The 13,908-nt window shown below is 44.5% G+C and carries 17 protein-coding genes; 12 read left to right on the top strand and 5 right to left on the bottom strand.

The window, feature by feature from the left end; all coding sequences use genetic code 11:
* The first annotated feature begins 15 nt into the window (after window positions 1–15).
* The 10 genes from DN53_RS14365 to DN53_RS14320 all read left to right on the top strand — a co-directional run bounded on the left by DN53_RS14365 (window position 16) and on the right by DN53_RS14320 (window position 5,068).
* On the top strand, window positions 16–486 hold the full coding sequence (locus tag DN53_RS14365; RefSeq protein ID WP_129655296.1) for a DinB family protein: 471 nt from the start codon (window positions 16–18) through the stop codon (window positions 484–486).
* Window positions 483–848, top strand: a complete 366-nt coding sequence (locus DN53_RS14360) for a cupin domain-containing protein (RefSeq protein WP_129655294.1) — start codon at window positions 483–485, stop codon at window positions 846–848. The genes DN53_RS14365 and DN53_RS14360 overlap by 4 nt, the downstream gene beginning before the upstream one ends.
* An 18-nt stretch (window positions 849–866) precedes the next feature.
* Entirely contained in the window at window positions 867–1,799 is a 933-nt protein-coding gene (locus tag DN53_RS14355) for a 2-hydroxyacid dehydrogenase (protein WP_129655292.1), read from the top strand.
* A 58-nt stretch (window positions 1,800–1,857) separates the two neighbouring features.
* Window positions 1,858–2,316, top strand: coding sequence for a DUF1801 domain-containing protein (locus tag DN53_RS14350; protein WP_129655290.1), 459 nt, complete (start codon window positions 1,858–1,860; stop codon window positions 2,314–2,316).
* Window positions 2,313–2,699, top strand: a complete 387-nt coding sequence (locus tag DN53_RS14345; RefSeq protein ID WP_129655288.1) for a VOC family protein — start codon at window positions 2,313–2,315, stop codon at window positions 2,697–2,699. The genes DN53_RS14350 and DN53_RS14345 overlap by 4 nt, the downstream gene beginning before the upstream one ends.
* Window positions 2,700–2,751: 52 nt before the next feature.
* A complete protein-coding gene (locus DN53_RS14340; protein WP_129655286.1) occupies window positions 2,752–3,192 on the top strand; it encodes a YtxH domain-containing protein in 441 nt (146 codons plus the stop codon).
* Window positions 3,193–3,294: 102 nt separating this feature from the next.
* On the top strand, window positions 3,295–3,618 hold the full coding sequence (locus tag DN53_RS14335) for an ArsR/SmtB family transcription factor (protein WP_116216986.1): 324 nt from the start codon (window positions 3,295–3,297) through the stop codon (window positions 3,616–3,618).
* 1 nt (window position 3,619) lies between these two features.
* On the top strand, window positions 3,620–4,117 hold the full coding sequence (locus DN53_RS14330) for a DUF6428 family protein (protein ID WP_129655284.1): 498 nt from the start codon (window positions 3,620–3,622) through the stop codon (window positions 4,115–4,117).
* A gap of 9 nt (window positions 4,118–4,126) precedes the next feature.
* On the top strand, window positions 4,127–4,618 hold the full coding sequence (locus DN53_RS14325) for a GNAT family N-acetyltransferase (RefSeq protein ID WP_129655282.1): 492 nt from the start codon (window positions 4,127–4,129) through the stop codon (window positions 4,616–4,618).
* Window positions 4,619–4,645: 27 nt separating this feature from the next.
* Entirely contained in the window at window positions 4,646–5,068 is a 423-nt protein-coding gene (locus tag DN53_RS14320) for an arsenate reductase ArsC (protein WP_129655280.1), read from the top strand.
* Between the two features lie 9 nt (window positions 5,069–5,077).
* On the opposite strand, the gene DN53_RS14315 is transcribed toward DN53_RS14320, so the two are convergent.
* The 4 genes from DN53_RS14315 to DN53_RS14300 all read right to left on the bottom strand — a co-directional run bounded on the left by DN53_RS14315 (window position 5,078) and on the right by DN53_RS14300 (window position 9,738).
* Entirely contained in the window at window positions 5,078–6,103 is a 1,026-nt protein-coding gene (locus tag DN53_RS14315) for a carboxypeptidase-like regulatory domain-containing protein (protein ID WP_129655279.1), read from the bottom strand.
* Complete coding sequence (locus tag DN53_RS14310; protein ID WP_129655277.1) at window positions 6,100–7,896, bottom strand: GNAT family N-acyltransferase; 1,797 nt, start codon at window positions 7,894–7,896, stop codon at window positions 6,100–6,102. Before DN53_RS14310 ends, DN53_RS14315 begins: the two co-directional genes overlap by 4 nt.
* Before the next feature lie 84 nt (window positions 7,897–7,980).
* Window positions 7,981–9,231 carry an aspartate kinase gene (locus tag DN53_RS14305; RefSeq protein ID WP_129655275.1) on the bottom strand — a complete coding sequence of 417 codons (1,251 nt, stop codon included), beginning with the start codon at window positions 9,229–9,231 and terminating at the stop codon, window positions 7,981–7,983.
* 24 nt (window positions 9,232–9,255) lie between these two features.
* Entirely contained in the window at window positions 9,256–9,738 is a 483-nt protein-coding gene (locus DN53_RS14300) for a GNAT family N-acetyltransferase (protein WP_129655273.1), read from the bottom strand.
* A 109-nt stretch (window positions 9,739–9,847) separates the two neighbouring features.
* Here DN53_RS14300 and fbp point away from each other — a divergent pair, with 109 nt between their 5' ends.
* Entirely contained in the window at window positions 9,848–10,855 is a 1,008-nt protein-coding gene (gene fbp / locus DN53_RS14295) for a class 1 fructose-bisphosphatase (RefSeq protein WP_129655271.1), read from the top strand.
* Here fbp and DN53_RS14290 read toward each other — a convergent pair.
* Window positions 10,852–11,283 carry a TerB family tellurite resistance protein gene (locus tag DN53_RS14290; protein ID WP_129655269.1) on the bottom strand — a complete coding sequence of 144 codons (432 nt, stop codon included), beginning with the start codon at window positions 11,281–11,283 and terminating at the stop codon, window positions 10,852–10,854. The genes fbp and DN53_RS14290 overlap by 4 nt on opposite strands.
* 111 nt (window positions 11,284–11,394) lie before the next feature.
* Between DN53_RS14290 and DN53_RS14285 the strand changes: the two genes are divergently transcribed.
* Window positions 11,395–13,857 (top strand): ligase-associated DNA damage response DEXH box helicase, encoded by a 2,463-nt coding sequence (locus DN53_RS14285; protein ID WP_129655379.1) that lies wholly within the window; start codon window positions 11,395–11,397, stop codon window positions 13,855–13,857.
* Window positions 13,858–13,908: the final 51 nt, after the last annotated feature.

Genomic DNA, 13,908 nt, shown 5'->3' with positions numbered 1-13,908 from the left:
TAAAAGCAAATCCAGATGACACGAAGTGAATTCATGGCAACCAGATTAAGGGAAGTCCTGTTGAGTGGTCGTTGGATTGCCCAAACCAACATCAAGGAACAGATAGAAAGCATTTCGTGGCAACAGGCCAATCAAAGAATACAATCCCTGAATACGATAGCCCTTCTCACGTACCACCTTAATTATTACTTAGACGGCATTTTAAACGTGTTTGAAGGAGGAAAGCTTGAAATTCGCGATAAATTCAGTTTTGATATGCCCGCCATGACTTCGGAAACGGATTGGAGCAACTTGGTAAAGGAGTTTCTGGTCAACTCCGAAAAATTCGCCATGCATGTGGAAAAAATGGAGGACGCCCTATTGGACACCCCCTTTGTGGACGAAAAGTACGGAACCTACCTACGAAACATAGAAGGAGTGATTGAGCACAGTTATTATCACCTAGGTCAAATTTCACTGATCAAAAAACTAATCCTGGAAAAATGAAACCCATCAATCTACAGCAAAAACATACTGAATTCACCAACCAATGGCACCCACACCAAATTGCGGTGGTGGACGATATGCAAGTACTATTGGCCAAGTTGCAGGGAGAGTTTGTCTGGCACGCCCATGAGCATGAAGATGAATTGTTCCAAGTCATCAAAGGCACCCTTTATATGCAATTTAGGGACCGGACCGAGGTTGTGAAAGAAGGAGAAATTATTGTGATACCCAAGGGAGTGGAACACAACCCCATGACCAAAAATGGGGAAGAGGTGCATGTACTCCTTTTTGAAAAGCTGACTACGGCCCATACCGGGGATGTTCAGCATGAAAAAACTCAGACCGTATATCCAAAAATCTAGGAATTGTATATTTGACCCATGAAAGTTCTCCATCTGGACACCAACCACCCCCTACTTCTAGAACAGTTTGCACAACTGGGTTTTGAAAATCATGAAGATTACGTTTCTTCCAAGGAAGAAGTGGAACGCAAAATACACGAATACGACGGTGTGATCATCCGAAGTAGATTCACCCTGGACCAACAATTTTTGGACAAGGCCATCAATTTAAAATTCATTGGAAGGGTCGGTGCCGGCTTGGAAAACATTGATGTGGAGCATGCCAAGCACAAAGGTATCTTCCTTGCGTCGGCCCCAGAAGGCAATCGGAATGCGGTGGGCGAACACACCTTGGGCATGCTATTGTCGCTCATGAACCATTTGGGAAAGGCCAACCGCGAGGTAAAAAAAGGAAAATGGGACCGTGAGGGGAACCGTGGCGTGGAACTGGATGGTAAAACCGTGGGCATAGTGGGCTATGGAAACATGGGAAAGGCATTTGCCAAAAAACTCCGTGGCTTTGATGTGGAAGTCATCTGTTATGATATTGTGGGAGGTGTTGGCGATGAAAACGCCCGCCAGGTAGGCGTTATGGAATTTCAACAAAAATCAGATGTCGTGAGCCTTCACGTACCCCAGACCGAACTTACCGTGGGCATGGTCAACTCCACGTTCATAGATGCATTTCACAAACCCTTTTGGTTATTGAACACGGCCCGGGGAAAATGTGTGGTAACCAAAGATTTGGTCATTGGATTAAAATCCGGGAAAGTATTGGGTGCAGGGTTGGATGTATTGGAATATGAAAAGAAGTCCTTTGAAAACATGTTCATCCAAAAACCCAAGGCCTTCAAATATCTTCGAAAGGCCAAAAATGTACTATTGACCCCCCATGTGGCCGGATGGACCGTGGAAAGCAAGGAAAAATTGGCCCAGACCATTGTGGACAAGGTCAAAGAGAAATTTTGTTAACTTTAAAAGCCTAAGCCACAATACTATTGACTTGGGCAGTTGACAAAATTCACTAAAAATGACCATAGACGCCCAAACCCCGGATGAATATATCCGTAAAGTCCCCGAAGACCGTCGGGAAGTCGTTTCCAAATTAAGGGAAACGGTCAAGGCAAATCTCCCTAAAGGTTTTCAGGAATGTATTAGTTACAAAATGATCGGCTATGTGGTTCCACATTCCCTTTATCCAGGTGGGTACCACTGTGACCCTGCCTTGCCCCTACCTTTCATGAATATTGCTTCACAGAAAAATTTTATAGCCCTATACCATTCCGGCATTTACGCCAATCCAGAGCTTCACGATTGGTTTGTAAAGGAGTATCCCAAGTATGTAACAACCAAATTGGATATGGGCAAAAGCTGTATTCGTTTTAGAAATGGAAATAACATTCCCTTTGGGTTGATTGCCCAACTATGCCAAAAAATGACCCCTCAGGATTGGGTCGCTTTATATGAACAAAACATTAAAAGATCATGAAACAAAGAGTAACAGGAATCGGGGGGTTTTTCTTTAAGACCAAAGACCCAAACAAGATCAAGGATTGGTACAAGACCCACTTAGGTCTTAACACAGATCAATATGGATGTTCCTTTTGGTGGAAGGATCAAAAGGGAAATGATTGCATGACCCAATGGAGCCCATTTGCAGAGGATACCACCTATTTTCAACCCAGTGAAAAGCAATTTATGATGAACTTTAGGGTAGAAAACTTGGTGGAATTGCTGGAAACCTTAAAAAAAGAGGGCGTCACCGTAGTGGGGGAAATAGAGGAATACGACTATGGCAAATTTGGATGGATCATAGATCCGGAAGGCAATAAACTGGAGCTATGGGAGCCTGTTGATAAAGCATTTCTTTAGGTATTGAATAATTTGCTACATTTAAAACTTGTTTAACCAACACATTAAAACCATGTCCGAAGAAAAAAAAGACTTAGGAGACAAAGCTGAAGAAGCTTTTGACAAAGCCAAAGATGCAGCCAAGGAAGCTGCGGAGGAAGCCAAGGAAGCCGCAAGTGATTTCAAAGAGGATGTAAAGGAAACCTTTGATCCCAAAAACCCTGACAGCGGTAAAACGGTTGCCCTTGTTGCCCATTTGACTTTGATCGGATGGATCATAGCCATCATTATGAACAATAGCAACAAAACCGAAATAGGTTCTTTTTATGTAAGGCAGGTACTCGGAATTTTCCTGGTTGGGTTTGTTTTGGGGCTCATCCCAGTGGTAAACCTTATTGGATGGATATTCCCGGTTATCCTTTGGGTCGTTAGTTTGATCGGCGCCATAAACGGGACACAAAAACCGGTTTTTTTGGTGGGCGAATACTTCCAAAACTGGTTCAAAAGCCTATAACACAGACACAAAAGCCAGATTTTTCTCTTCTGGCTTTTATTTTTACTTGCTTTATCGTAATATTGCAATATAAAATTAAATCCCAAAGTAAAACACCCTAATATGGGAGCTTCCAAAACGCATATCTTTTCACCAACCCATAACGAACTGGCCCAAATAGCCAAGGTCATGGCGCATCCTGCACGCGTGGCCATCCTGGAATATATCAGCAAACAGGATGCTTGTATATGCAATGACTTGGTAGATGTGATTGGTCTCGCCCAACCCACCATATCCCAACATTTGAACGAAATCAAGAAAATTGGGCTGCTCAAAGGGACTTTTGAGGGGAAAAATCTTTGCTACTGTATTAATCAAGAACGCTGGGAAGAGCTCCAGCAAGCCTTCCACACGTTCTTCTCCAATATTAACCGTAATTGTTGTTAACATGAAAACATCAGAACTTTTATCCATCCTCCAACAACACCAAGACAAAAGTCTACTGTTTGAATACACAAAGGATAGATTGGTTGGAGCCAATTATCACATCACTGAAGTAAAAAACATCACCGTGGATTCTGTTGACTGCGGCGCGGGAACGGATTTCTGGAAAGAAACCGTGATCCAGCTTTGGGAAAGTCCCACAGAAATCGGAAAAAGGGATTTTATGTCCGTATACAAGGCCTTGTCCATCCTGAACAAGGTGGATCGGATAAAACCCATGCAAAAAGACGCTGAAATCAAGTTTGAATACAGCAATGATGACTTTCACACGGCCCAGCTTTTTGTGGACGACTATGCATTGGACGAGAAAAAACTCATTATAAAATTGTCGGTTGAAAAAACCGATTGCAAGGCTAAGGAAACTTGCGGGGTTGAACCAGCTTCCGCTGTATCCACTGTTGAAACCGAAGCCAGTTGCTCCCCTGGATCGGGTTGCTGCTAAAAAGAACCCATGTTGATCCGCAGCATGAAAGCTTCTGATTGGGAGCAGGTACAGCAAATCTATACCGAAGGTATCGCTACTGGCTTTGCCACTTTCGAGACCAAAGCCCCAACCTATGAAAGTTGGGACCGATCCCATATCAATTCATGTAGGTTGGTCGCTGAGCAAAATGGTATGGTACTAGGTTGGGCGGCACTGTCACCTGTCTCAAGCAGATGTGTATACGGAGGTGTTGCTGAAGTCAGTGTGTACATTGGCTCCAATAGCCGCGGAAAAGGGATTGGAAAACAGCTTATGCAACAGCTTATCACAGAAAGTGAAGAGGCGGGATTCTGGACACTGCAATCCGGTATTTTCCCTGAAAATAAAGGGAGCGTCAAACTCCATGAAACAGTGGGTTTTCGTTATATTGGCAAGCGCGAACGCGTGGGTAAAATCCACGGGGCCTGGAAAGACAACCTGTTGTTTGAAAGGCGTAGTAACAAGGTTGGAATAGAATAAGCATCATATCAAAAACCAAATAAAAAAATGAAAAACGTATTGGTACTTTGTACCGGAAATTCCTGTAGAAGCCAAATGGCCCATGGCTACCTCAACTATTTTCAAGATAAGTTGGCGAACATTTATAGTGCAGGAATAGAGACCCATGGACTCAATCCTGGAGCTGTGGCCATCATGAAAGAAGACAAGGTTGACATTTCCAACCATACCTCCAACCATGTGGATGAGTATACCGGCATTGACTGGGATTACATCATCACTGTATGTGACCACGCCAAGGAAAACTGTCCTTTTATCCCCGCCCAAAACGCTAGACGAATCCACCAAAATTTTTCCGACCCTTCCAAGGTCAAGGGCAACGAAAAGGAAATCCACGATGCCTTTTTAAAGACTAGGGAAGAAATCAAAGAGTTTTGCCATGATTTTGTAAAGGAGGAGCTTATGGGCTAATCAATAATATCAGAGACCGTAGTCCATGGGAAGCATATCCCCTAGACGGTAATCGGACATATGGCCACCAAAAGCCAAGCTTTCAAAGGGGGAATAGTTGCCATATCTATCTAAAATATAGGTGGTGTCCAATTCATTGATTTTGAGTGTGGACCTGTAATTGCCATTTTGCCTGTAATAGATCACATATTGGCTACCCATGAACCGGATATCCCTTAAATCTTGATCAGGCTTGGCCATATTCACCATAAAATCCGTCAGGACCACATCCTTGTAGTTTTTTTTGAGCTTAAAATTCTGATTTTCAACATCGCCATACCAACAGGCTCTCATGAAATGTCTTGGAGAACCCAGATAAGCCTTTGCTCTGCGCTCTGCAGTTTTGGGATCCCCTTGGGAGGTGTCAAAAAAACGGGTAGATCCATCAAAAAGGGTCTGATGAATATTATCAATGCGTTCCAAACTTTTCCTTTTGAAAAAAATCTTGAACTCATCCACGTAAAAGAAAACCCGGTAGCCCAAATAGTCATTCTGAATTACAATGGGCTTATCGCAATATGCGGAAAGGGTATTGTCCTCCGAGTTAAAATACAGCCGTATATCCTCTTCGTTCTCAATGATACTGGAACGTCCCCCCCGGGTGTCCCCCAAAAATTCCAACCGGAAGACTTCCAATTTCTCCCTACGCGAAAAGGGATCTGAAGTCAACACCACTTCCTGAAGATCTTCAACCTGTTCTTGGAGGAGTACGCGTAATATGGCATCCTCGGGCAAATTGACCATTTCCTTGGCCTGATATCCTAAATGGCTTATCACCAAAACAGCATTGTTCCGGTAGGGAAGGCGTATTTCAAAATTCCCGTTTTCATCGGTCATGGTACCCACGGAACTCCCGTCATAATATACCGAAGCGCCAAAAATGGGCTCTTTGGTCCTAGAATCGAGAACGGTTCCAGTTATCTCCTGGGCCCATACTTGAACAGAAAATGTGGAAAGAAACCCGATTGCCCAAAAGATTTTCAATGACCAACTCATTGCCCCATTTTACGCTCCAACTCTGCTTGAAATTCTTCCATAACGGGTTTTACCGTACTTTCAGGGAGGTCCGCAATCCGTATGTACATGAGTCCATCCACGGAATTGTTGAACAGCGGATCCACATTAAAGGCCACTACCTTGGCATTTTGCTTGATGTATTTCTTGATCAAAACGGGTAAACGAAGACTGCCCGGTTCCACTTCACTGATCAGTTTATCAAACTTGTTGAGGTCGGCCTGGGTCTCATCAAAAATAAACTCCTTGTCCGCATCATTGAGCTTTACCTTGAACTCCTTTTTGGGTCGGATGTATTGTGCCACATAGGGGTCCCAATAATTGGATTTCATGAATTCGATCATCAGGGATTTGGAGAAATTGGAAAACTGGTTGCTGATGCTCACTCCTCCGATCAGATATTTGTGCTCAGGGTGACGCAATGTGGTATGTACAATCCCTTTCCATAATAGGAAAAGGGGCATAGGTTTTTGTTGATATTCCTTGATGATGTAGGCTCTTCCCATTTCAATGGATTTTTCCATCATCCCATAAAGTTCGGGTTCAAAACGGAAAAGATCCTGCAGGTAAAACCCATCTATCCCGTATTGATTGAAGATTTCGGACCCCAATCCCATCCGGTAGGCGCCCACGATCTTCTTTTCCTCATCATCCCATAGAAAGAGATGGTGGTAGTAGGAGTCGAACTTGTCCAAATCAATGGCATTGTTGGTCCCCTCCCCAACTTCGCGGAATGTAATCTCACGTTGTCTTCCTATTTCGTTCAGGATAAAGGGAATGTCTTTCTGTTGGGCCAGATATACCTCATAGTTCTTGCTTTGAAGTACCCTACAATCCTTTTCCCGCAATTTTTCCACTTCCCCTTCCAACACTTTGGAGCTAACCGGGGTGGCTATTTTTTTGGGAGGCTTGGGAATCTTCAATGTGGTCGGCACCTTATCGATCAAACGCTCTTTTTCGAACACATTGGCCAAGAGGTAGGTTTTCTTGCGAAGCAGTTCCGTGTAGGATTCCAAGGTTTCTTCTTCATTCTGTGTGGCCACGGAAATGGGCTGACCTATCCGAACTTTTATAGGCCTTCTGCTCTGCGAGGTCAATTCTGAAGGCAATTTGGCCGTCCTGAACACATCGTTCATTTTGGACAACCTATAAAAGAGTCGACTGTTACGTGCATGAAAGTAAATGGGCACCACGGGAACCTCGGCCTTACGTATCAATTTGATCGCGGCTTCTTCCCATGGACGGTCCACCACCAATTTACCATCCCGGTATGTAGAGACTTCCCCAGCAGGGAAAATCCCCAGCGGATGACCTTCCTGTAGGTGTTTGAGTGCATTCTTAAAACCCATGATACTGCTCTTGGCATCCTTATGATTTTCAAAAGGATTTACAGGCATAATGTAGGGTTTCAACGGCTCTATACGGTGCAGCAAAAAATTGGCTATGATTTTGAAATCCTCACGCTCGTGCAGCATCAGTTTCAATAATAGCACACCATCTATACCGCCCAAAGGATGGTTGCTGATGGTAATGTACGGACCAGTCTTGGGGAGTCTTTTTAAATCTTCCTCCGGAACCTCAAAGTCAATTTCATAATACTCCAAAATGGACTCCAAGAATTCGGGGCCATCGAGTTCCTTGTTCTTATTGTAAAATCGGTTTATGGAGGTAATCTTGGTGGCAACCATTAAGAGCCACCCCACAAAGGTGCCCAAAAAGCCATACTTGTCCAGATGAATTACCTTTGCTACCTCTTTCGCAGAAACCAGCCCCATAAATTTTCGTATTGTTTAGGTAAACGTAAAGATAGAAAATTACGGGTATTGGGGTCTGGATCCCAAAAAGTATCGCAAACTATTCTATTTTACCACAAGCTGAACCGTTTCCTTGCCACGTTGTTCCACAAGTACGGACTTTCCATTTTGAAGTGATTTTACGGCCGCATCATCAAAATGACGAATGGTGTAAAGGGATACATCCTCATGGCAGACTACCTTGAATTTTCGTTTCAGTTCATCCAACATGGGCTGGAGTCCATTGAATTTGTTGTCCAGACATACCGAAAAACTAATGGCAGAGTTCTGAATCAAATCCACTTTTAATCTATGATCATGGAACAACTTGAAGATTTCACTGATGTTGTTCTCCACTATGAATGAAAAATCCAAAGAGGACAACTTAAGGAGCACCTGATCTTTCTTAACGATAAAACATGGAATCTTGGGGACTATATTGACCCCTTTGCCCACAGTGGTTCCTTTATCAGATGGTTTCACGAACGATTTCACATGCAACGGAATTTCCTTACGCTGCAAAGGCTGTAAGGTTTTAGGGTGAATCACAGAGGCCCCATAAAAGGCCAACTCTATGGCTTCCCTGTATGAAATCTGCTCCAACAATTGGGTTTCCTTGAAGTTTCTCGGGTCGGCGTTCAGCACACCGGGTACGTCCTTCCAAATGGTAACGGATTCCGCGTTGAGGCAGTAGGCCAATATGGCCGCGGTATAATCCGAACCTTCCCTTCCCAAAGTGGTGGTAAAGTTATTGTCATCACTTCCCAAAAAGCCTTGGGTAATGTTCAATTTGGACATGTCTACCTTTGCAGAAACCTCATCTTGGGTGCGCTCCCAATTGATCTGGGCATCGCGGTAATTATTGTCCGTTTTAATCAAGGTACGGACATCCAACCACGCATTGGAGAGTCCTACTTCGTTGAGATATTCGCTTACAATGGTTGTGGACACCAATTCCCCATAACCTACCACCTGATCATATACAAAGGCGTATTTTGGGGATTTGTTCCACGTTAAAAAGCCTTTGACTTCTTCAAAAAGTAACTTAATCCTTGCATATACGGGATGGGATGGGTTCTCGAACAAATCGCCCAAGATACCATCGTGATAATCCATAACCTCTTGCAATATTCCTACCACGGCATCCTTATCTTTGAAATAAGCCTCTACCACTTTCTCCATGGCATTGGTGGTCTTCCCCATTGCGGAAATCACCACCAAGGTATCTTTATGCCCCATTTGGTTGAGGACATTTACCACATTCTTTACTCCATCGGCATCTTTTACAGAGGCCCCTCCAAACTTAAAAACTCTCATGCTATAGTATTGTTAACTGGAAGTTCAATCCAAATCTTCCATATAATTTTCAATTCCCTTTTCGTCCAACTGTACCACATCCCAATCGCGCAGTACATTGGCTCCCTTCTTTTCATAGAACTCAATGGCAGGATCATTCCAATCCAGCACCTCCCAACATATCCGTTTTACGCCAAGGCCGTGCCCATATTTTACCACCTCATCCAATAAGGCGGTCCCCAGACCACTGCCCCGCATTTTTTCGGCCACGATAAGGTCTTCCAAATGGATTACAGGACCTTTCCAAGTGGAATATCTAGGATAGACCAAGGCAATCCCCACAATCTCATCCGCCACCTCGGCCACAAAACAATGGAACAACTTGTTTTCCCCGAAACCGTCCTTTTCCAAATCAGCTTGGGTAACCTCCACCGCTTTGGGTTCGTTCTCGAAATCGGCAAGTTCCTGAACCAGTTTCAGGACCTGCCCCATATCTTCTTTCCGGGCGTTTCTAATTAAGTATTCCATTTGTTACAAATAAAACTCAAAGTTATAAATATCTAAAACTTAAGATCAACGAAATCGATATAGTTTCACAAAATGCACGATATTTGTCGTCAAATAAAACAACCTTTTCATGTTTGATAAGCAGCATCGCACCCTAGGTGAATTTATCATCGCCAACCAAGATTCTTTTCAATACACTTCCGGTGAACTTTCCAGACTCCTCAATGGCATTCGTTTGGCTGCCAAGGTGGTCAACCACGAAGTGAACAAGGCCGGACTTGTGGACATCATCGGTGCTGCCGGTGAAACCAACATCCAAGGCGAAAGCCAACAAAAGTTGGATGTTCTGGCCAACGAAAAGTTCATTCAGACCCTTAAAAATAGGGAGATTGTTTGTGGTATTGCCTCTGAAGAGGAAGACGATTTTATCAGCATCAACAGTTTTGACAAACAGCACCAGAACAAGTATGTAGTGCTCATAGACCCCTTGGATGGTTCATCCAACATAGATGTTAATGTTTCGGTGGGGACCATTTTTTCGGTGTACCGGAGAATTACACCCGTGGGCACACCCGTTACCCTTGAAGATTTTCTTCAACCCGGAAAAAACCAGATTGCTGCGGGGTACATCATCTATGGCACCTCAACTATGTTGGTCTATACCACTGGAAATGGCGTTAACGGTTTTACCCTGAACCCGGCTTTGGGCACCTTTTATCTATCGCACCCCAATATGCAGTATCCCGAGGATGGGAACATCTATTCCGTCAATGAGGGGAACTACATCCATTTTCCTCAAGGGGTAAAGGACTATATCAAATATTGTCAAAAAGAAGAAGGAGATAGACCCTATACTTCCAGATATATAGGCTCCTTGGTTTCCGATTTTCACAGAAATATGATCAAGGGTGGTATCTATATGTATCCCAAGAGTAGCAAGGCCCACAAGGGAAAATTACGGTTACTGTACGAATGCAACCCCATGGCGTTCATAGCGGAACAGGCCAATGGAAAGGCCAGTGACGGCTTCCAACGGGTCATGGACATTCAGCCCACCGAACTTCACGAACGGGTTCCCTTCTTCTGTGGAAGTAAAAAAATGGTTGAAAAAGCGGAAGAGTTTATGGCCAACGCCTAGGCGTCCTTACGGATCATGATCCTGTGGTAATCGTCAAAATCTATTTTCCCAGTGAAAATGGCTATGGACTTATCAATGATCTGGTTGGCACTTTTTGGTGAAAACCCTAGACCAATGGCGTATCGCTCCACAATTTTACGCTCAGGCTCATCGATTTGATGATCGGAAAATATAATCTGGAAGAACTCGAACAGCCTCTGGTAGCGTTTCTCACCGCTGTGTGGAGTCTCAATGGGATACTTGTTCCCTTTCTCCATCACCTCCTTATACTCTGCTTCAGTGATATCCAGCTTAAAGGCAAATTTGTCCAAAATGGCTTTTTCCTCTGGATTGATTTCGCCATCCACCGCTGCCAAAGTGGCCAAAGTGGCAAAATGGGCCAGTTTTTTCCTGTGATCTCCGTGCTCGTATAAATCTAAAATGGGCATACTTTAATTTTTGTGGCACAAATATAAATTTTAAAGTAGAAAGGTTCATAAAAATGCGATCAAAAGAAATTTGTAATTTTCGTACCGTTGTACAACCCTCAAGCCATAGATCTGAAAGATTCCGAGCTTTTCCATATCGCTGAAAGCTGGTTCAGTCAACAAGATTGGAAACCTTTCCCTTTCCAAAAGGAAACCTGGAAAGCTTTTTTGGAAGGAAAGCACGGACTGCTGAATGCCCCGACCGGAAGCGGAAAAACCTATGCGCTTTGGTTTCCAATAGTGCTCAACCACATTAAAAACCACCCGGATTATAAAACCAAACATAAAAAAGGGTTAAAAGCGATTTGGATCACCCCTCTCCGGGCCTTGTCCCAAGAAATAAAGCAATCCGCAGAACGCATTACCCAAGATTTGGACACCCAAATGACCGTGGGCATCCGAACCGGGGACACCTCTACCAAGGAACGGGCCAAGCAACGTACGGCCATGCCCGATCTTTTGATCACCACTCCTGAAAGTTTACAATTGTTGTTGTCCTCAAAAGGATACGCGAAACTTTTCAAGGATTGCTCTGCCATTGTGGTGGATGAATGGCACGAACTGTTGGGCACCAAACGGGGGGTGCAGATGGAACTGGGGCTCTCCCGATTAAAGACCGTCTGCAAAAACCTTCGCATTTGGGGTATCTCGGCCACCATAGGCAATCTGGAGCAGGCCCGGGAAGTACTGCTGGGGCCCACCTCCCCGGCCTTGGAAAACTCGGTCTTGGTGAAGGCCAACCTCAACAAAAAGATTACCGTAAAGAGCATCATCCCCGAGCAAATGGAAACTTTTCCATGGCGGGGCCATTTGGGACTGCATTTGTTGGATGAGGTTGTGCCCATTATCCATAACAGCAAGACTACCCTCCTGTTCACCAACACCCGCAGCCAATGCGAAATCTGGTTTCAAAAAATATTGGAGAAATATCCAGAGTTTGCCGGGGAAATGGCCATGCACCACGGTAGCATCAACAAGGACACCCGTCTTTGGGTGGAACAGGCCATTCGAAATGAAAGCCTCAAAGCCGTGGTCTGTACCTCCAGTCTGGATTTGGGGGTAGATTTTGCCCCAGTGGAGACGGTTGTCCAAATTGGTGGCCCCAAAGGGGTAGCCCGTTTTTTACAACGCGCCGGAAGAAGTGGACATCGACCGGGAAAGGAAAGTGTGATTTACTTTTTACCCACCCATGCCATGGAACTCATAGAAGCTTCGGCCATGCAAAAGGCGGTATTGAACAGCGCTGTGGAAGACCGTATCCCCTATCTGAACAGTTTTGATGTACTCATACAATACCTCACCACCTTGGCGGTTTCCGATGGATTTCTTCCAGAAGAGATCTATCCCGAAATCAAGCAGACCTTTTGCTACCAAGCCCTTACCGAGGAACAGTGGCAATGGCTCCTCAACTTCTTGGTCATGGGGAGTCAAAGCCTAAAAAGTTATGATGAATATAAAAAGGTGGAGGTGGTGGAAGATGGCAGGTTTAAGGTGAACAGTAGAACCGTTGCCATGCGCCACCGATTTCAGATCGGGACCATTGTGGGTGATGCCAGTTTATCGGTCCGGTACCAAAAGGGAGGTTATATCGGGACCATTGAAGAATCGTTCATTTCAAAACTCACCCCTGGCGATGTGTTCACCTTTGCGGGAAGAAATCTGGAATTCATTCGGATCAAGGGCATGTCGGCACAAGTCCGTAATTCCTCCAAACGCAGCAATAAAATTCCAAGTTGGATGGGTGGTCGACTCAGTTTTTCAGCAAAAATGTCCGAATTGTTGCGGGAAGAACTGTATACCGCGGAACTGCCCATTTCCAAACAAGGCCCAGAAATTAGGGCACTCGCCCCCATGTTTGCAAAGCAACGTCAGGAAAGCATTGTACCGTTACCCCATCAGTTTTTGATCGAGACCTTTAAGTCCTCTGACGGGTACCACCATATTTTTTATCCATTTGAGGGCAGGGCCATCCATGAGGGCATGAGCAGTCTCTTGGCCTATCGCATAAGTCTATTGACCCCTATCACGTGCTCTTTGGCCTTTAACGATTATGGGTTCGAACTACTGTCCGATAAAGAAATCAACATCCAGGATATTCTGGACAACAGTCTATTCACTGCCGATTATATGCTTTCCGACCTTCAAAAAAGTTTGAACAGCAACGAAATGGCCCGAAGGAAATTCAGGGATATTGCCGTGATCAGTGGTATGGTCTTTACCGGCTACCCTGAAAAAGGGGTAAAAATGAAACATCTGCAAAGCAGTTCCCAATTGCTGTTCGATGTGTTCAAGGATTTTGAGGATGACAACCTTCTCTACCAACAAGCCTTTACTGAAACCTTTGAACACCAATTGGAAGAGGGTCGTTTGCGCTTGGCTCTGGAACGCATTGCCCAACAGGACATGGTTTGGAAAAAATGCAGTCAGGCCACTCCATTTTCGTTTCCCATTATCACGGACCGTCTTCGGGAAAAGTTGTCCAATGAGAAACTGGCAGACCGCATTAAACGCATGACCGCAAAACTGACCCGATAGTTACCCCTTTACGCTAAACCATTATTTTGAAATGAGGAGCCAGCAACGATC

The organism is Flagellimonas olearia, assembly GCF_004150225.1.
GTDB classification, from domain to species: Bacteria; Bacteroidota; Bacteroidia; order Flavobacteriales; family Flavobacteriaceae; genus Flagellimonas; species Flagellimonas olearia.
Note: the sequence above shows the minus strand (reverse complement) of the source record. Positions and strands in the feature narration are given on the sequence as shown.